Source organism: Vagococcus penaei, assembly GCF_001998885.1.
GTDB lineage: Bacteria > Bacillota > Bacilli > Lactobacillales > Vagococcaceae > Vagococcus > Vagococcus penaei.
In genome coordinates this window covers 2,263,066-2,283,096 of sequence record NZ_CP019609.1, presented here as the reverse complement: position 1 = coordinate 2,283,096, position 20,031 = coordinate 2,263,066, and the positions used below count along the sequence as shown (strand labels likewise).

17 protein-coding genes are annotated in these 20,031 nt (G+C 34.8%); 2 read left to right on the top strand and 15 right to left on the bottom strand.

The window, feature by feature from the left end; genetic code table 11:
• Positions 1 to 10: 10 nt before the first annotated feature.
• Together buk and BW732_RS10905 are read right to left on the bottom strand one after the other, a co-directional pair.
• The gene (buk, locus tag BW732_RS10910) at positions 11 to 1,081 is read right to left on the bottom strand and encodes a butyrate kinase (protein WP_077276762.1); all 1,071 of its coding nucleotides are present in this window, start codon (positions 1,079 to 1,081) and stop codon (positions 11 to 13) included.
• A gap of 13 nt (positions 1,082 to 1,094) precedes the next feature.
• Entirely contained in the window at positions 1,095 to 1,925 is an 831-nt protein-coding gene (locus BW732_RS10905) for a phosphate acyltransferase (protein WP_077276761.1), read from the bottom strand.
• Between the two features lie 628 nt (positions 1,926 to 2,553).
• On the opposite strand from BW732_RS10905, the gene BW732_RS10900 reads away from it, so the two are divergent.
• Positions 2,554 to 3,609 carry a beta propeller repeat protein gene (locus tag BW732_RS10900; RefSeq protein WP_126844152.1) on the top strand — a complete coding sequence of 352 codons (1,056 nt, stop codon included), beginning with the start codon at positions 2,554 to 2,556 and terminating at the stop codon, positions 3,607 to 3,609.
• 212 nt (positions 3,610 to 3,821) lie between these two features.
• On the opposite strand, the gene BW732_RS10895 is transcribed toward BW732_RS10900, so the two are convergent.
• From BW732_RS10895 to recQ, 11 genes are all read right to left on the bottom strand, one after another.
• Positions 3,822 to 4,484, bottom strand: a complete 663-nt coding sequence (locus BW732_RS10895) for an MIP/aquaporin family protein (protein WP_077276759.1) — start codon at positions 4,482 to 4,484, stop codon at positions 3,822 to 3,824.
• Positions 4,485 to 4,505: 21 nt separating this feature from the next.
• Positions 4,506 to 5,372: a YtnP family quorum-quenching lactonase gene (locus BW732_RS10890; RefSeq protein ID WP_077276758.1), complete on the bottom strand. Its 867-nt coding sequence runs from the start codon at positions 5,370 to 5,372 to the stop codon at positions 4,506 to 4,508.
• 30 nt (positions 5,373 to 5,402) lie between these two features.
• Positions 5,403 to 6,689 carry an acetyl-CoA hydrolase/transferase family protein gene (locus tag BW732_RS10885; RefSeq protein WP_228414943.1) on the bottom strand — a complete coding sequence of 429 codons (1,287 nt, stop codon included), beginning with the start codon at positions 6,687 to 6,689 and terminating at the stop codon, positions 5,403 to 5,405.
• Positions 6,690 to 6,725: 36 nt separating this feature from the next.
• Entirely contained in the window at positions 6,726 to 7,505 is a 780-nt protein-coding gene (locus tag BW732_RS10880) for an enoyl-CoA hydratase-related protein (protein ID WP_077276757.1), read from the bottom strand.
• Between the two features lie 5 nt (positions 7,506 to 7,510).
• Positions 7,511 to 8,374, bottom strand: coding sequence for a 3-hydroxybutyryl-CoA dehydrogenase (locus BW732_RS10875; RefSeq protein WP_077276756.1), 864 nt, complete (start codon positions 8,372 to 8,374; stop codon positions 7,511 to 7,513).
• A gap of 5 nt (positions 8,375 to 8,379) precedes the next feature.
• A complete protein-coding gene (locus BW732_RS10870; RefSeq protein WP_077276755.1) occupies positions 8,380 to 9,516 on the bottom strand; it encodes an acyl-CoA dehydrogenase family protein in 1,137 nt (378 codons plus the stop codon).
• Between the two features lie 38 nt (positions 9,517 to 9,554).
• Positions 9,555 to 10,736: an acetyl-CoA C-acetyltransferase gene (locus BW732_RS10865; protein ID WP_077276754.1), complete on the bottom strand. Its 1,182-nt coding sequence runs from the start codon at positions 10,734 to 10,736 to the stop codon at positions 9,555 to 9,557.
• 250 nt (positions 10,737 to 10,986) lie between these two features.
• Positions 10,987 to 11,889, bottom strand: a complete 903-nt coding sequence (locus BW732_RS10860; protein WP_077276753.1) for a LysR family transcriptional regulator — start codon at positions 11,887 to 11,889, stop codon at positions 10,987 to 10,989.
• A 111-nt stretch (positions 11,890 to 12,000) separates the two neighbouring features.
• Positions 12,001 to 13,203: an acyl-CoA dehydrogenase FadE gene (gene fadE / locus BW732_RS10855; protein ID WP_077276752.1), complete on the bottom strand. Its 1,203-nt coding sequence runs from the start codon at positions 13,201 to 13,203 to the stop codon at positions 12,001 to 12,003.
• 281 nt (positions 13,204 to 13,484) lie between these two features.
• Complete coding sequence (locus tag BW732_RS10850; protein WP_077276751.1) at positions 13,485 to 14,519, bottom strand: hypothetical protein; 1,035 nt, start codon at positions 14,517 to 14,519, stop codon at positions 13,485 to 13,487.
• A 183-nt stretch (positions 14,520 to 14,702) separates the two neighbouring features.
• Entirely contained in the window at positions 14,703 to 16,460 is a 1,758-nt protein-coding gene (recQ, locus tag BW732_RS10845; protein WP_077276750.1) for a DNA helicase RecQ, read from the bottom strand.
• 202 nt (positions 16,461 to 16,662) lie between these two features.
• On the opposite strand from recQ, the gene BW732_RS10840 reads away from it, so the two are divergent.
• Positions 16,663 to 18,378: an ABC transporter ATP-binding protein gene (locus BW732_RS10840; RefSeq protein ID WP_077276749.1), complete on the top strand. Its 1,716-nt coding sequence runs from the start codon at positions 16,663 to 16,665 to the stop codon at positions 18,376 to 18,378.
• Between the two features lie 53 nt (positions 18,379 to 18,431).
• Here BW732_RS10840 and BW732_RS10835 read toward each other — a convergent pair whose 3' ends face one another.
• Together BW732_RS10835 and BW732_RS10830 are read right to left on the bottom strand one after the other, a co-directional pair.
• Positions 18,432 to 19,100 (bottom strand): ABC transporter permease, encoded by a 669-nt coding sequence (locus BW732_RS10835; protein ID WP_077276748.1) that lies wholly within the window; start codon positions 19,098 to 19,100, stop codon positions 18,432 to 18,434.
• On the bottom strand, positions 19,100 to 20,023 hold the full coding sequence (locus BW732_RS10830; RefSeq protein ID WP_077276919.1) for an osmoprotectant ABC transporter substrate-binding protein: 924 nt from the start codon (positions 20,021 to 20,023) through the stop codon (positions 19,100 to 19,102). Before BW732_RS10830 ends, BW732_RS10835 begins: the two co-directional genes overlap by 1 nt.
• Positions 20,024 to 20,031: the final 8 nt, after the last annotated feature.

Genomic DNA, 20,031 nt, shown 5'->3' with positions numbered 1-20,031 from the left:
TGTTATTTCTCTAAACTAAGCGATAATCTAAAGCTTGCTCTTCACCATTTAAAACGCGAATTGCCCCTTCATATAGCGCTTCCATTTCCTTTTCTCCTGGATGTCTAATAATTTTACTAATCCAATGGACATAATCACTAATTTTCTCACTAATATAATCAGAGTAAACTGCACCACCTGTTAAAACAATACAATCAACGTTACCATGTAACACAACAGCCATTTCACCAATTCCCTTAGCAATCTGGTAACACATGCCATCTAAATAAAATTTTGCTTGCTTATCACCGGCATCAATCCGTTTTTGTACTTCTCTTAAATCAGTTTCACCTAAATATGATTTCAATCCACTATTACCTGCAATTAACTTTTTCACTGCTGAAACATCTAGTTGACGTTCCAAAATATAATGTGAAAATTCAAGTAACGGTAGCGTCCCACTACGTTCAGGTGAGTACGGGCCTTCTCCATCAATACCATTAATGACATCAATAATTCGGCCATCTTTATGCGCCCCAATACTAATTCCGCCACCTAAATGAGCCACTATAATAGCGCTATCATGATAATCTAGACCTAAATCATTACTAGCATGTCTTGCAACTGCTCGTTGATTTAATACATGACTAACACTACGTCGCTCAATTCCTTCTAGACCAGAGATTCTAGCAAGGTCTTGCATCTCATCAACAACGACCGGATCGACAATAAATGCAGGAATATCTAATTTTTTGGCAAAACGATCAGCTAAAATTGCACCTAAGTTTGATGCATGAGTATTGTATTTTTCAGAAGTTAGATCATCAAGCATTTCCTGATTAACCATATAAGTACCACCAGGAATCGGCTTTAACAATCCGCCACGTCCGACAACAGCAATCAGCTGAGTCATCATATTGTGTTGATTAACAAACTCTTCAACTAAGTTAAAACGAAATTCTGTTTGATCGACTACTCGATGAAACGAACTAATTTCAGAAACACTGTGACGCAGTGTTTCTTCAGCAAGTAGTGTTCCTTCTGAAAAAATTGCTAACTTTGTCGATGTTGAGCCTGGATTAATTACTAAAATTGCTGACATATAAGTATCCCCTTTAACTAACAACTTGTTTTAAAGCAAATTCTAATGAATGTAATTTTGTTGCCGTTGAATCACTACGTGAAGTCAATACAACTGGTACCTTTGTTCCCACGATTGTGCCACCAATTAAAGCTCCGGCAAATAATGTCAACGACTTATAAAGCGTATTGCCGACATCAATGGTTGGAACAACTAACACATCTGCGTCCCCAATAATTGGGCCTGTAAATCGCTTGTGTTCTGCTGATTCTTTTGATACCGCTAAGTCTAAAGATAACGGGCCATAGACCACTTTATCTGTCGATTCGCTAAAATAATCAGTTAACTCTGCTGCCATTACCGAAGAAGGCATTTTTAGATTAATATTTTCTGCCGCACTCAGTAAAGCAATTTTTGGTTTTTCAATACCAATCTTGTGAGCCACAGTTGTAGCATTATCAATAATTTTAATTAATGCTTCTTTATCAGGTGTGATATTCATAGCGCAATCAGTTAATAAGAATTGCCCTTGCTGATTAGCTAACGTTACCATTGCTACATGTGACAAGACTGGACTAGTTTTTAGTTGATGTTCTTTTTGTAAGACTTCTTTTAATACAACATGAGTTGGAATAATGCCCTTTAATAAAATCTGAGCCTTTCCTGAAGCAACATAAGAGACTGCTGCTTTGGCTACCTCATAATCATCTTGACAATGAACATATGTCCAATCTGTCTCTGAACCGAGATTATCGCTTTTATCAAAAACAACAAAAGCAATTTGGTTGCCAAACTTTTCTTGTGATTTTTTTACTAATTCAAGTATTTCAGGTTGTGAACCACCCGCTATTGATACTGTTATCATTCGAACACCTCATAATCTATATTGTCTATACACACAATCTACATCAATCTGTAAGCGTATACAAATTGTTATAACTTATTCTAGTATTGATTATTTTTATAACCTCTATAAGTGTTGTTATACCAATGATTTTTTTCACAAATAAATCGGAAGCGCTTTATTTAAATTACAATTAACAGTTATTAAATGAATAAAAAAACTTTATAGTTTTTATAACAGACTGTTTTGAGCAAAAAAATTATCTACTGTTGTCACAATCATGAATCTACTTTATAATTATTTTTAAGAACGGAGGTTTTTTATTACGACTGAACTATTAATGATTGATTTAATTACTGAACAAGAAAAAATTCTCACTTTTTATAAAATTAATTATCGTCAACATGTTAAACGGTGGTTATTAAGCTCCATATTATTTTTTGGTATTAGTACTTTGTGTTATCGTTTTTTGATAAAGCAAATGGTTAAACCAATCTTCTTAAATCGGCTAGCAACTCTCTATTCTTTATCCTTAATTATCGGTACTATAATAGTCATTAGCTTTCTCATAATATTAAGTGCTCTTGCCTTTAAAATAAGTCAACTAATTTATAATTATCCAAAGTGGTTAAAAAGAAAAATTAAAGCCATGCTTAATCAAACATTGGTAAAGCAAGACAGTTTGTACTATTACCTAACAAAGAAAACAATGAAAAGAGACTATGTCATCTCAAAAGAAAGCTGTTGCTACTTAACAACGACAATTGATAATCAACAAGTTATGATAGGACTACGATGTGATAAACTACCGTGGCAATCGAGTGAATTATTTATATTACCCAATTGGTCTATCGATATAAAACCTAATCGTATCAAGTATCGAACTAACTATCGCGCCATCTTTATTAGTTGTACTATTTTATTTTTATCTGGTCTATTTAGGGCTTATGGCTATATCACTGCACCAATTACCAATTATCCAATAACTAATGAAAATGAGACTAGTGGAAATTTTAATGAATCTGACCAGAACTCAGTTCAACAAATAGTTAGCCAAACGAGTAAAAAACCAATCAATAGAATTGATCAAATGAATCAACTTCAATTAGACCACGAATCAAATGACGTATTTATGACGACAAATTTTGGTAAATCTTGGGAATTCGTCCCTCTCAAACTAGAGTGGTTAAGATTTGGAGATTACACCTTAACAACGGGAACTATTCCGGTTGGCTATTGGATGGATAAAACATTTGATTTATCACCTGATTGGTCATGGCTGATTTTTTCACCTAAAGACGAGCAGCAATCTGTGTATCAATTAAGCTCGAAAGACAGTGGACAAACATGGCAAAAAAACCTAATTGGTGAAAACTTAGGTATGGCTAGATACCGAAAACTAACCTTCTTCAATGATGGTAGTGGTGTAGCGCTATTTTCTACTCGCTATGACCGTTCATCGGAAACAATTTCAATTTATACAACAGCAGATTATGGTAATTCTTGGCAAGAAAGCGGACAGACGACTATTACCCAACCAATCCAAAATACTAGTTATCTTTCTCAAGTAAGAGGTTTTATTGCTACTCGTAATGATTTGTATTACACAGATAATTATAGTCACTCATTTAAAGATACCATTGTTACTATTCCTAGTAACTATTCAAAAGATGGGATTGACTTATTTCAATCTCCAATGAAATAACGGAACTTTGCACAACTACTCTCGAAGCTAAATTCAATTTATTGAAAACAGATGGTGTTGATGTTGGTAAATGATTGGCATATTTATTCCAGTCAACTGATGGTGGTGAAACATGGAGTTTTGTCAAATAACTGTCACAAATTGAGCTAATTGATTAAATTAAAGTCAAAAAAACTCTCGCAAGTCACTAAGGACTTACGAGAGTTTTTTAATTAATTTTCTTCAGTTTTTAAAAAGAATTTCGCTAACAGAGCAGCTAAAACTCCTCCGACTAAAGGTGCTAAGATATATAACCAGACTTGTGATAACGCCTCACCGCCTACAAACAGTGCCGGTGCCAAACTTCTTACAGGGTTAACTGACATGCCAGTCATTGGAACCCCAATAAAATGTAACATGGTTAAAGTTAAACCAATTGCTAAACCATTATAGCTTGTTGCAGTTTTTTTACTTGTAACTGACATAATAGTGAATACTAAAATGGCTGTCAAAATTAATTCAACAAGAAATGCACCTAATGTCGAAATATCAGTATATACCGTTTGAGCTAACATATCTGTCCCAAAAGTTGACATAGATAAGATACTATAAAGAACAGTCGTTCCAAATAATGCACCTAAAAATTGCCCAACTACATAAACCATAAATTCTTGACCAGATACGCGTTTATTTACTAACATACTCAACGTTACTGCAGGATTCAAATGTGCACCAGAAATTGGTCCAACCGTATTGACTGCTACCATAATAGCTAAACCAAAACCTAAACCAATTCCTAAAGTACCAACATATGCACCACTTAAAGCGGCAGTTCCTGTACCAATAAATACTAATAAAAATGTTCCTATAAACTCTGCTAAACCTATTCTAAACAAATTACTTCCCCCAAATTTCAACTATTCGATATCTCGTTTTCGAGATCGTTCTAGTGTTTCTATAATTTCTGTCCCGTCTTCATTCCAACGTACCATTCTATAAAATGCATCATGGTAAAAAATAAAGCGGTAGTCATGCTTGTGTGCTTCATCAAAAATAGCTACTTTTTGATGAATAGATGTCATTGGATAGTCATCATAGGCTAGGACCCATAATGGATTTTTATGTGCATGTGTTGGCATTAAATCTGCAATATGCAAAATAACTTCGCCATCTTGCTCTAACTTAATCAATGCATGACCATCACTATGTCCGCCTGTATGGATCATTGAAATTCCTGGAAGCACTTCAACTTTTTCTTCGTATGTCATTACTTGGTCAGCAATCGCTTCCCAATTCATCGACCAATAAGTACTTTTCGAACGAATATTTGGTGCCTTCATCTCTGCCCATTCCGTTGCTTGGATGTAAATCTTAGCATTTGGAAAATATGACTTATAGGTTTGACTAGCTTCATCAAAAACAGTTAATCCTGTTGCATGATCAAAATGCATATGTGTCATTAAAACAAAATTAATGTCCTCAGGTGTTAAATTTAATGTATTAAGCGATGCTTCAACTTCAGATTCTCGAGTAACACCGAAGATTTTCCGTTGTTTCTCACTTAATTTAGCATTGCCAATTCCTGAGTCAATCAATAAATTTTTCCCTTGATATTGAATCAGTATTGGGTCAGTTGGTAATTCAATTTGATTTCTTTCATTCACAGGGTACTTTTTACTCCAAACTGGTTTTGGAACAACGCCGAACATTGCGCCACCGTCAAGATGTGTAATACCACCTTCTAACCATGTCAGTGTCATATTATGGAATGTCAATGTATCCAATATGATGACCTCCTTTGCTATATTAATTGTTTATAAATAATTTAATTCTTTAGCTTTAGCCATTAACTCATCTCTGAATTTCGGATGAGCAATATTAATTAGACGTTCAGTTCGCTCAGAAATTGTACTGCTCTTTAAGACTGCACTGCCGTATTCAGTTACGACAGTATCAATATCATTTTTAGATGTTGATACAGGCGCGCCTTCAAATAACATTGGTACAATTGTTGAAATTTCGTCACCTTTTGCAGTTGAGTATAGACAAATGATGCCTGTACCATTTTCAGTTAAACGAACACCCTTCATGAAGTCTGATTGTCCACCTGTTGATGAATAATACATACTCTTCACACGTTCAGAGTTACATTGACCTAAAAAGTCTACTTCGACTGATGAATTGATTGCAACTAAATTTTTCATTTGCTTAATCACATCAAAATTATTTGTGTAGTCACATGGTAACATCAAGATATCAGGATTATTATCCATAAATTCATATAAACGTTTGCTACCAATTGCAAATGTTGCAACTGACTTGCCTTCATGAATTTCTTTGTGTGAGTTATCAATCACTCGTTTTTCAGTTAAATCAACTAGGCGCTCCGGTAACATTTCTGTATGTAAACCTAAATGTTTTTTATCTGTTAAATATTCCATAACAGCATTGGGCATTGCCCCAAAACCAATTTGTAATGTATCGCCATCTTTAACTTTTTTCGCGATTTCTTTCCCGATAGCTAAATCTTTTTCACTTAATTTAGGACTGATTAGTTCTGGTAAATCAACGTCATTTTCAATTAATGCGTCTACTTGACTAATGTGAATTGTATTTTTATCACCGAAAGTTCTTGGCATATTTGGATTAACTTCTAAAACAATACGTTTTGCTCCACTAATTAATGACGCCACGTATGATGGACTTGTCCCTAAAGAAAAATTCCCTTCTTCATCCATTGGTGAGACAGTTGCCATAATAACTAACTGATCGCCATCACGATCTTTTAAAATTGAAGGAATATCAGAAAAATGATTAGGTAATAAATCTACTTTACCATCATTCATTGCTTTACGATCCATACCAGATAAGAAAATTGAAATTTCTTTTAATTCAGATTCATCTTTACCTACAATTGGGAAACTTGGTAACATACGGTACAATTTATTACCTTTTAATGTTGTCATTGCTCTAATACCATCTAATAATGCTGGTGGCTCACCTGGCATGATAGGGAAAACAATCGCGTCATTAGGTTCAATAACGTTAACTGCTTGATCGGCTGTAGTTAATTTTTGTCGATACATTTCTTTAAAGTTCATGAGGTAGTCTCCTTTTTGTCAGAAAATTCTGCATTTTTATTTTTTAGTAAAATTTGGTTTTTGTTTGTTAATGAAAGCTGTCATGCCTTCTGTTTGATCTTTAGTTGAAAATAGTGAACCGAACACTTCAGCTTCTAATCGTAATCCATTATCTAAACTCATTTCTAGTCCACGATCAATCACTTCTTTACTCAATTCAACAGCTAGTAATGCATTTTTTTGAATAGATTTAGCAATTTTTAAACCTTCTTCGATTAAAGCCTCTTGAGTAACTACACGGTTAACTAAACCAATGCGATAAGCTTCATCTGAAGAAATAACATTACCTGTAAAGATTAATTCTTTTGCAACACCAGTTCCTACTAAACGAACCAATCGTTGCGTTCCACCAAATCCAGGAATGATCCCTAAGCCAACTTCTGGTTGACCAAACTTCGCATTTTCAGCAGCAATTCGTAAATCACAAGCTAAAGCTAGCTCACATCCACCACCAAGTGCAAAACCATTAATACAAGCAATTGTTGGTTGTCTTAGCGTACTTAATTTATAAAAAACTTTATTCCCGTAAGTTGAAAATTCACGACCTTCGAAGACGTTTTTCTCTTTCATTTCTGAAATATCTGCTCCAGCAACAAACGATTTATTACCAGATCCAGTTACGATAACAACATCAATATCTTGACGCATACTGATTTCATCAACCATTTGTTCCAATTCTTTTAAGACGTCACTACTTAAAGCATTTAACATTTTAGGACGTTCAATTGTCAACATTCCGACACCATTTTCAACTGATAATGCTGTAAAATTTGCCATTTTGATTATTTCCCACCTTTTTTATGATCGTAGAAACCTTTACCAACTTTATTACCTAACCAACCAGCTTCAACATATTTCTTCAATAATGGCGCTGGACGATATTTAGAATCATTAAAGCCTTCATAAAGAACATTCATAATTGATAGACATGTATCCAAACCAATATAATCAGCTAAAGCTAAAGGTCCCATTGGGTGGTTTGCGCCTAACATCATCGCTTCATCAATTTCGCTTGCTGTTGCAATCCCTTCACCTAAAACAAAGATTGCTTCATTAATCATTGGGATTAAGATACGGTTAACCGCAAAACCTGGTGAATCTTTGATATCGATTGACACTTTTTTAATTTTGTCAGCCACTTCAACAATAATTTCGCCAGTTTCTTTACTTGTACCTAAACCATAGTTAATTTCAACTAATTTCATTAATGGTACTGGATTAAAGAAATGCATACCAATAACTTTTTCTGGACGATTTGTAACAGAAGCAATTTCTGTAATTGATAGTGATGATGTATTAGTCGCTAAAATTGCATGTTCTGGCGCAATAGCGTCTAATTCTTTAAAAATACTCAACTTGATTTTTTTATTTTCAGTTGCCGCTTCAATGACTAAGTCAACATCTTTTGCATCATCATAAGATGTCGAAGGAATAATACGTTCTAAAATTTCTGCTACTTGTTCAGCAGTTTTTGATTGACGTTGAACAGATTTGTCTAAAAATGTTTTAATTTTAGTTAATCCGTTTTGAACTGATTCTTCTTTAATATCATTCATATAAACGGTATAGCCAGCTGTTGCTAATACTTGAACAACTCCGCTTCCCATTTGACCTGATCCAATAACCATAATTTTTTTAATTGACACGTGGTTCACCTTTTCCTTATTGATTTTCGCTCTACCCATGGTTGTGCAATGATCTTACGTAATCGATCGGAGGAACTACCATAAATAGATGTAATTTTTGCGTCGCGTACAAAGCGTTCAATATCGTTATTACGCATATAACCATAGCCTCCAGTTAAATTAATAATGGTTTCAGTGGTTTCAATAGCTAAATTTGATGCTGTTAACTTTGTCATCGCAACAAAACGATCATCTTGTGTATCGTTGTTGTCTAAACCTTGCATGAGTAATGCTCTTGCGGCATAAATTTGTGTTTCAATGTCCGCTAATTTAAATTGGGTCGTCTGCATATCAATTAAGCGCTTACCTATGTTACGGTCATATGACACATAAGTTAAGCCTCGATCCAATGCTCCACCAGCAATTCCTAATGACTGTGCAGCAACTGCAAGTCGGTTACGATTTAAAATATAACCAATTTGTTTACGGCCATCAATAATGCCCCCAAGTAATTGCTCTTTACTAAGTTGTACGTGATCTAATTTAATCCCCGCAACTGGCAATGCCTTTATACCCATTTTTTGTTCCATTCGACCAACTTTGACTCCTGGTGTTTTTTTGTCTATTACAAACACACCATAGTCTTCAGTTCCATCTAGGCTGCGCACCTTAGCAGCAATTAGTAGCACGTCAGCAACTGGTGCATTCGAAATATAATCTTTTTGACCGGTTATTTCCCAGCCATCTGGAGTTTCTATTGCGATTGTTGCCATTTCCTCTAAATCACTACCAGTTATTGGCTCATTAAGTGCGAAACAACCATATATATCACCTACTAGGCCACGATGGAAATACTTCTCTTTTTGTTTAGTTGTTCCAAAAGTAGCAATCGGGAAAACACAATGACTTTCTTGCGTTAATAAAATACTTCCTAACGCTGGAAAATTTTTACAAATTAGGCGAATCGTACTGAGATAGTCGTGAAGTGTAAAATCGTCTCCTTGCGCATACAGTTTTTCTAAAATTTCCATTTGAAATAAATGCTTAATTTCTTTTTCAGGAAATTCTTCAGACATATCATAATGTCTAGCAACATTTGCTAGCTCATCATGAGAATATTCAGCAACTTTGACAACTAAATCATGCCTTTTCTCTGTATTCATTGTATTTTCCCTCTCCTACTTAACTTTTACTTTGGGTATTAATCTCTTTTAATTACTAAAGAAATTCCTTGTCCGCCACCAATACATAGAGTTGCTAGACCTTTTTTAGCATCACGTTTTTTCATTTCATGGATTAATGATACTAAAATACGTGCACCACTTGCTCCGATTGGATGACCTAGAGAAATTGCACCACCATTAACGTTTGTAATGTCTTCATTTAAGTTTAATTCTTGTGCTACACTCATTGCTTGAGCAGCGAAAGCTTCATTTGACTCAACTAATTCTAAATCATCTACACTCATCTCAGCTTTAGCTAGCGCTTTTTTAGTTGCGCTAATTGGTCCAGTACCCATGATTAATGGATCAACACCAGCAGAAGCATAAGATACAACAGATGCTAAGACTTCTAAGCCTAATTTTTCTGCTTTTTCGCGAGTCATTAAAACTAAAATAGCTGCGCCATCATTAATTCCAGATGCATTACCAGCAGTTACTGTACCATCTTTTTTAAATGCAGGACGTAATTTACCTAAAGATTCAGCAGTTGAACCAAATCTTGGAAACTCATCTTGAGCGAAAATAACTGGTTCACCTTTACGTTGTGGAATCTCAATTGGTACAATTTCATCTTTGAAGCGACCTTCTTTGATAGCTTTTTCTGCTTTGTTTTGGCTCTTAGCCGCAAACTCATCTTGAGCTTCGCGTGTGAAACCATATTTTTCAGCAATGTTCTCAGCTGTAATTCCCATATGAATACCGTGGAAAGCATCAGTCAGACCATCAGATAACATAGTATCAACGATTTTACCATCACCCATACGTTGTCCGTAACGTGCAGTTGGTAATACGTATGGTGCTTGACTCATACTTTCAGAACCACCAACAACTACTACTTCATTATCACCCAACATAATTGATTGAGCACCTAGGATAACTGATTTCAAACCAGACCCACAAACTTTATTAATTGTAAATGCTGAAGCATCTTGAGGGATACCAGCGTTGATAGCAATTTGTCTTGAAACATTTTGTCCAAGACCACCAGATAAAACATTACCTAAGATAACTTCATCAACTTCAGCTGGATCTAAGTTAATATCCTTTAATGTTTCTACAACAACTTTTTGGCCTAATTCTACGGCATTTATATTTTTCAAGCTGCCTCCAAAAGAACCAATTGGACTTCTTCTTGCTGCTACAATGACTACTTCTTTCACTACTATTCCTCCTACGTCTGTTTAAAGCGTTTTATTTTACATACCTATCTTATATTGAATTGACCAAAAAATCTAACAAGTAATTATTATCTTACCTATTAGTAAAACTAATAGGTTTTTAAAAAGGAATTTTTGGCGAAGAATGTATATTATATTCCCTTAATTTCATCACTTATTAAACAAATTAATAAAAAAAATAGTCATGATAAATTGATATATCCTCAAAATTCATCATAGCTAATTTTATTTCTTAAATAACTGGTTGGTAAAAATATCTTAAAATCGATTCATATACACTGCTTTCAACATCACTATAACTCTGTTTAATCGGTCGACATAGCAGCACATTAAATGGGATTGGATCTTTAAAGTGAATTTCTTTAAATAACGTTTTATCCATAGTCCGCTCAATTGGTGAAGGTAAAATCGTAATGATATTTGATTCTTGAGTTGCCTCAACTAGATAATCCCATGAAGACGATTCCAGTTTAATCCCCTCTTCTAAACCGACTTTACGCAATTTATTACGGACTAATTCATTGGTTGTATATGTTTCATTAAACGTTGCAATCGGATACGGTTTCAAGTCTTCCCAGTGCAATAAAGGACGATAAGCTAATGGATGATCATGATAAACAAAGGCAGTCATTTCATCAATTTGAATGACGTGCTCTTCAAAACTTTTGGTATCTAAGTTGGTTGGTTCAATTAAAATCGCATAATCTAAATCATTTTTAAATAACATTTTCCGTAGATAGTTGCTACCACCTTCAACAATTTCAATTTTAATATTCGTATTATCAACGGATAATTTTGGGAAAAATGATGAGAAAAATATCCTTAAAATTAGTGAAGGTAAACCAATCCGAATCGTTCCTTTTTGTTTCGCAGCCTCTTTACGAACCATCTGATTCATCTGCTCATGCAGCTTTGTTATCTCTTGAGCATAGACATACAGCTTTTCTCCACTAGGCGTTAACGAGTCTAAACGTCCATTTTTACGATAAAATAATACAAGTTCTTCATTAGTTTCAAAATTAATAATTAATTGGCTTAACGCTGACTGAGTAATGTGAATCTTCTTTGCAGCTAAAGATAAATTACACCCACACTCGACAATATTCATAAAATAATACAATTGCTGAATATCCATCCATCCTACCTCTTTCGCTTGTAATTGTTAGTTAAGAACAATATACTATATTCCACAAAAAAAGAAAAACAAACAGAGCTAAAGCGATAAAGTTCTGTTTGTTTTTTCGTTTTATACAAATGCGCTAGTACCAGTTAAGTGACGACCAACTAATAAAGCATTGATTTCATGAGTTCCTTCATATGAGTAAATTGCTTCTCCATCAGCGAAGAATCGTGCTACGTCAGTATCTAAAGTGATACCATTTCCACCACAAACTTCACGTCCTAAGGCAACCGTTTCACGCATTCTTAATGCGTTATGCATTTTAGCTAAAGCAGAGTTTTCTTCTAAGAAGTATCCTTCTTCTTGTAAAGTTGCTAATTGTACTGAGTAAGCCATTGTGGCAACAACGTTTGCTTCCATACGTGCTAATTTTTCTTGAACTAATTGGAATGAAGATACTTTACGACCAAATTGATCACGTTCTTTAACATATTTTAATGCTGATTCTAATGAACCATAAGTCATTCCCATTGCTAAATGAGCAATGTCAGCACGTGTTGAACGTAAAATTCTTGAAACATCTTTAAAGCCATTGATGTTAACTAAGCGAGTGCTATCATCTACTTCAACGTTATCTAAGTAGATATGACCATTTTGAACTTCGCGTAAAGCAACTTTTTGTTGAATAACATCAACTTTCAAGCCTTTAGATCCTCCAGGGACAACAAAACATTTGATTTTGTTATCAGCAGTATCTCTTGCAAAGATTGGTAAGATATCGGCAGTATTTGCGCCACCAATCCAACGTTTTTCACCATTTAAAATCCATTTATCGCCTTTTTTCTCAGCAGTTGTTGCTAATCCACCAGCAATATCGGAACCATGATCAGGCTCAGTTAAACCAAAACAACCTTGCCATTCAAATGATGCTACTTTTGGAGCATAGTGAGCGATTTGTTCTTCACTACCACCTAAAAGAATCGTGTTGTAACATAAACCACCGTGAACTGTATAGAATGTAGCAATTGATGCATCCATTTTAGCTAATTCTAAATATAAGAATGCATTATATAATTCACTTGGTTTTCTTGAAGATTCGCGGCCTTCAAATAATAGTGGGCTGTTCATAATTCCAACTTCAGCAACTTTTTGGAATTCTTTAAAAGGAAATTCTCCTTTTTCCCAGTGCTCATTAACAACAGGTTTTACATCTGTTTCTAATACATGACGTAATTTTTTAAGAATTGTAAATTCACCTTCTGTTAATTTTTTTGAAAACGAATACAAATCTAACGGATAAAAATCTTTCAATTCTTCTAAGTATGACATTATTTTTTCTCTCCTCTTTGAGTAATTGTTTTAACACCTAAATCTTACGTCGAATTTGACCAAACCGCCACTTAACAAATGTTATGTTTTCTATTAGTAAAACTAATAGGAATAGAAACCCCTTACAAAACAAGCGTTACACGTTACTTTACGAATTTCTTCCCATAAAAAAAGGTTAAAAATAAGTTGCTAAAATCAGATTTATTGTAATCGATTACATTTCCTATAAAAAGCAATCAACCTATTGTACACTTATTGACTGCTTAATTAAATTACTAAGTTTACTTGCCTAATCCTTTTAATTGTTTTGCGAGTGATTCATAAATAGGATAAGATGGATGCTCCTTCAATTTTTCATTCGAACTAAATAGCTCTTGATTGTTAATGACATCTTTTTTAAGTGCATCCGCAAATTTAACAAAGTCATGATTAGTTTCCTGATTATAATCTAGAGAATAATATTTAGATTGTCGATAAAATGGTTTAAGAGCCTCGTCGGTCATTTTTTCGGGTATATCGGCAAAATATTCATCGTATCTGACATCAGTTATTTTTCCATCAGTTGTGACTATCTGTAATCGTCCAATTAATCCATTGTCTAATTCTTCGGCATAACCATAATACATCGCATTATACGGCTCACGAATCCACTGGTCCATTTGTGCTGCTAAAGGCATAAATCCTTTTCTAGCAGAGTTAGATGATCCTTTGACTGTTTCAAACTCACCAGTTACACGATTTTCTTCTCGCATTTGTTGCTCAACAAATGTAATCCCATTAACAACGGTCACCAAAGTATCATCTGTGCGAGGATTAGCCGCTTGAAAAAATGCATAATCCGATAAACGTTTATTGACACCCGAATACTTCTCTTCATAATATGGGTCACTGGCAAACTCTGTAAATTCAACATTTAAAATATCATTTGTTTCTTGATTCGTAACGACTTCAACAATCCCGTAATTACCACCTTCAAATTGTCCTTCATTATGATAATAGTAACCCTCCAAATACCCTAATGGTGGTTGATTGCTCCAAAACATTTTAGCGAGCTTTTCTTCTTTGCTATATTTTGCTTTTGGATTTGAACCAAAAGTCGTTTGTGTCGCACCAGATACCACGTCATAATCATCTCTCTGCTCGGCAAACGTCACATCGCTCTGATTTTTTCCAGAGATTACTTGACTCTTTGTAACACTTGATTGACTCGTTTTTTCGACTTCAGAGTGATTTGTCTGATTAACTTTTTTCTCATTCGAACAACCACTTAAAGCCACTAGCATCCCCATACATGAATAAATAATTAATTTTTTCATCCCCTATAATTTCCCCTTCCCGTTATTTAATAATAAGCAATAGCAACCTTGAATGGCTGATATTTGTTTAATTATAGTGTATTTATTGTAAAAAATCTAGTTGATATCGAGTAACAATAAAATAATATACGTTATTAAAAAAGTTGTAGCTACGATAAGTTATCGTAGCTACAACTAAATTGATTATATCCCACTATGCTCTTTGATCAGCGACATAAAGACATCGCCATATTTATCTAGTTTATTTTGACCAACACCTTTAATTTGAAGAAATTCTAGTGCCGTTTGTGGTTGTTTTTCGGCTAGTTCTTGTAATGTTTTATCTGAAAAAACAACATATGGCGGTAAGTTTTGTTCCGAAGCTAAATCCGTACGCAGTTCCTTCATTTTACGTAATAATTCCGTATCTAATTCAAGTTTTTTAATTACCGCTTGTTTACGATAGACAATTTGTCTACCCAATAATACCTCAATGCCTGAATGGGACAGCGATAAAGCCGGATATTGACCTTGAGAGGGAAGCAGATAACCTTCCGCAGTTAGATAATCAATTAATTGAACAACTTCTTTCAAAGTCCAATCTGCCATCAAACCATAAGTACTCAATTGTTGAAACTTCCACTGTGTCACTTTCTGATCACTTGAGCCAGTCAACACTTTTCCAACTAGTGTCTTTCCAAATTTTTCATCCATACGTTTAACACACGATAAAACTTTTTGGGCCACCAAAGTAATATCGACTGATTCCCGTTCATCAAGACAGTTACTACATTGACCACACTCCTCACCCTGCTCACCAAAATACCGTAAAATATAGCATTGCAAACACATTTGAGTATGTGCATACTGGCTCATCTCGCGTAACTTTAAATATTCATGTTGCTTGTAATCAAGTGATGAATCCGATTGTTCAATAAAAAACTGATGAATTTGGCTATCTTGTGCCCCGTACAATAAAATCGCTTCACTAGGCAGTCCGTCACGACCAGCACGTCCAGCCTCTTGATAATATGACTCTAAGTTACCAGGCATTTGTGCATGAATGACAAAACGCACATTACTTTTATTAATCCCCATACCAAAAGCATTTGTGGCCACCATAACTTGAATGCGGTCAAAAGTAAAATCTTCTTGATTCATGGTCCGTTCCTCTTCTGTCATACCACCATGGTATTTACCAACTTTGAAGCCTTTGTGCTGAATCAATCGAAAAATACGTTCGACTTCTTTTCGTGTACTAGCATAAATAATTCCAGACTGAGTGGCATTCATTTTTAAAAACTCTAATAAATAATTATCACGTTGATCTTTAACAACCTGAAATGCTAAATTTTTGCGTGCAAAACCCGTCTTGATTTGATTAGTTACAGGAATCGATAATAACTCGCAAATATCTGTTGCCACTTCGGGTGTGGCAGTTGCCGTCAAAGCAACAATTGTCGGTCGTGGTGAAAAGGAGCGCAGCGTTTCAGCTAAATTTAAGTAACTGGGACGAAAATCATGGCCCCACTGTGAAATACAATGTGCTTCGTCAATTGCTACTAAATCAATCGTGACGTGGCGAAGTAGCTCTAAAAAATCAGCTGTTGCTAATCGCTCTGGCGCCACATACAACAAATCAATTTCACCACGCGCGGCTTGACCCAGACGCTCACGGATTGCTTGATAATCAAGCGAGCTATTAATATAGGTGGCTGAAATTCCCATGTCATTTAAGCTATCCACTTGATCTTTCATCAAGGAAATTAATGGTGAGACGACTAATGTTAAGCCCTCAAGCATTAAGGCAGGTAGTTGATAACAAATTGATTTTCCGCCACCTGTTGGCATAATACCTAAGACATCTTGTTTTTGTAATATTGCTTGGATAATTTCTGCCTGTCCTGTTCGCAATGTTTGGTAGCCAAATTTTTCCTCTAATAAACGTAATACGTCATTCATAAATTACCCCTCACTTCCATCATTAGCTATTATACAGGATTCTAAAAAATTCGATAGTCTTGTTTTTCTACTAATTAAAAATACGATAACCGGTTAACTTCATTTGCCCTACTACTTACTCACTCTAAAGTTAATAAATTCTTAATTCTATGCTATAGTAGATAGTTAATGCGACATGTCATTATTTGTTAGGAGGATTTTTATGTTCAAACGTTTTTTTAGTTATTACCGACCTTATAGAGCTTTATTTTTACTTGATTTTGGTTGTGCGACGTTAGCTGCTATTTTAGAATTAACCTTTCCAGTAATTGTCAATCAAACGATTGATAAGATTATGCCAAGTAAAGACTTGAGCTTAATCATTTTAGTATCACTGGGCCTATTTGTTTTTTATTTAGTTAATACTGGCTTGCAATATATTGTTGTTTATTTTGGCCACAAATTAGGTGTTAATATTGAGACAGATATGCGAGATGAATTGTTTCAACATTTGCAAAAACAACCATTTGACTATTATGATAATCAAAAAACAGGAAAATTGATGACTCGGTTAACCACCGACTTATTTGAAATTTCCGAATTAGCTCATCATGGTCCGGAAGATATTTTTATCACATTTATGACTTTAATTGGGTCTTTTGCCTTAATGTATTCTATTCATCCACAGTTAGCCATTATTACCGCTATCATGGTACCATTTATTACAATTGCCATGGTATTTTTCAACAAACGAATGACAAAGGTCAATACGACAATTTATGAAAATCTTGGTGAATTCAATTCAGGTATTGAAGCAAGTGTCAGTGGTATTCGTGTCACCAAAGCTTTTGCCAATGAATCCTTTGAAAGTAAAAAATTTAGCGGATTAAACCAATTGTATCGTCAATCAAAACTAGCTTTTTATAAAACAATGGCACTTAGTTCATCTTATAATTATTTATTAATTCGTTTAATTAGTTTATTTGCTTTATTATTTGGTGCTTACTTTACCATTCAAGGAGAAATTACTGAAGGAAATTTTGTTGGATTTATTTTACTAGCTTCAGTTTTTGCTCGTCCGATTGAAAAAATTAATACAATGATTGAAAGTTATCCCAAAGGATTTGCCGGTTTTAAGAGATTTGCTGAAGAGCTAGATCGCGACATTACGATTAAAGACAAGCCAGATGCTATTACTGTATCAAATTTAACAGGAAATATTGTTTATAATCACGTATCTTTCAGCTACAGTGATGGCACAAAAGTATTGGACGATTTATCGTTAACCATTTCTGCTGGTGAAATCATTGCTTTTGTTGGGCCAAGTGGAGCTGGTAAAACAACCTTGTGCAATCTATTACCTCGTTTTTATGACATTGATCAAGGAACAATTACAATTGATGGCTTAGCGATTGAAGATATTAGCTTAAATAGTTTACGTCAACAAATTGGGATTGTGCAACAAGATGTCTTTCTTTTCCCAGGCACGCTAAAAGAAAATATTGCCTATGGTAAATTAGACGCTACCGATCAAGAAATTCAACATGCTGTTGCCTTAGCACACTTAGAACAAGTGATTGATAATCTACCACATGGTCTTGACACAATAATTGGCGAACGTGGGGTTAAATTATCAGGTGGGCAAAAACAGCGAGTCGCTATTGCTCGAATGTTTTTGAAAAATCCACCAATCTTAATTTTAGACGAAGCAACATCGGCTTTAGATACTGAAACAGAAAACATTATTCAAGAATCTTTGATGTCTTTATCAGAGGGTCGGACAACTCTAATGATTGCCCATCGTTTAGCAACCATTAAACATGCCACACGAATTGTTGTCGTGAACGAAACAGGCATTGCCGAGCAAGGAACTCATGAAGAATTAATGGCGTTAAACGGTGCATATCGCGCGTTGTATGATGCACAATTTAGAGCTTAACAAATAAAAAACCACCAAACGATTGTTTTGACAATCATTTGATGGTTTTTATTTTAAGAATGTTTACTAGCTGGATCTAAACGTCGTTCAATCGTACCTAAGACCCAATCTGTGATAATCGCCATAAATGCAGTCGGTAGTGCACCTACTAAGATAATCGCTGTGCCGTCTGTAGCGTTAGTCCCACGAATAATGATGTCACCAAGCCCACCAGCACCAACAAAAGAACCGATAGCAGTAATACCAATAGCAACAACTAGTGCATTACGAATACCAGCCATTATAACAGAAACTGATAGTGGTAATTCGACCATATACAGTCTTTGCCACATTGTCATACCCATTCCTTTACCAACATCTAAAATATTTTTATCTACTTGGATCATTCCTGTATAAGTATTTTTAATAATCGGTAACAAAGAATATAAAAATACTGTAATGATTACTGTATTCACACCTAGACCAAGTCCCAACATCAAAATTGACAACATCGCTAATGAGGGAACTGTTTGTATTAGGTTAGCAATACTAATAACCCAACCTGCCATTTTTGTACGGCGACTAATTAAAATGCCAATCGGGATACCGACAATTGCTGCAAACAGTACTCCATAAATTGAAATTAAAAAGTGGCGCATGAATTGACTTAAGACATAACTACCGTTTTGTTCAAAATAATATAAAAATTGTTGGAGTAAATTCAACTCTTGTAAATTTTGCATTAGCGGTTACTCCCTTCTGTTTCAAAATAATTATGCTCACGAAGAAAATTTTCTGCGACTGTTTGTGGTTCCATTAAATTATTATCCGCTTCATAGTTTAGTTTTTGCATCGTTTCTGTAGAAATTTTCCCAGACAGACGCCCTAATGCTTCATTTAATTTAGGATACTCATCTAAAATAGCATCCGTCGCGACAATACATGCATCATAAGGCGGAAAGAATTTCAAATCATCTTCTAGAACAACTAAATCATAACTACCAATACGACCATCTGTCGAATAACCCAATACAACGTCCATTTTATTTGCTGCAACTGCGTCATAAACTAGACCAATTTGCATTGGGAATACACGACCAAAATCAAAACCATACTCTTTAGTAAAACCATGGTACCCATCACCTTTACGATCAATCCATGAAGTATCCACCCCAGCTGTTAATTCTGAAGCAACTTTTTTCAAATCACTGACCGTTTTCAACTGATATTTTTCAGCTGTTTCTTTCGTCACCATAAACGCATAAGTATTATCAAAACCGTATGATGGAAACCATTTTTGATGATACTTTTTGTCGAAGGTTGTTTTAACTGTGTTGAATGCTTCTTTTGGATCTTTCACCGGCTTCATACCAAGTGTCGTAGTTAAATCTGTCCCTGTATAACGTGCAGCGGAAATTTGTGCATCGCCATTTAACATTGCCTGATGGTTAATCGTTGTCGTGGCCAGATTATTAATAATCGTTGTTTTTTGTCCAGTATAGTGCTCCACCATACCAGCTGTTAAACTAGCTAAAATTTGTGCTTCTGACGTAATACCACCTGTAATCGCAATTGTTGTATCATCTGAATTTGACGCTAAGCCTGGGAGTGAACAGCCAGATAGTAATAAAAGTGCTCCAATCGCTAGAAGTATTTTTTTCAACATCTTAGTCA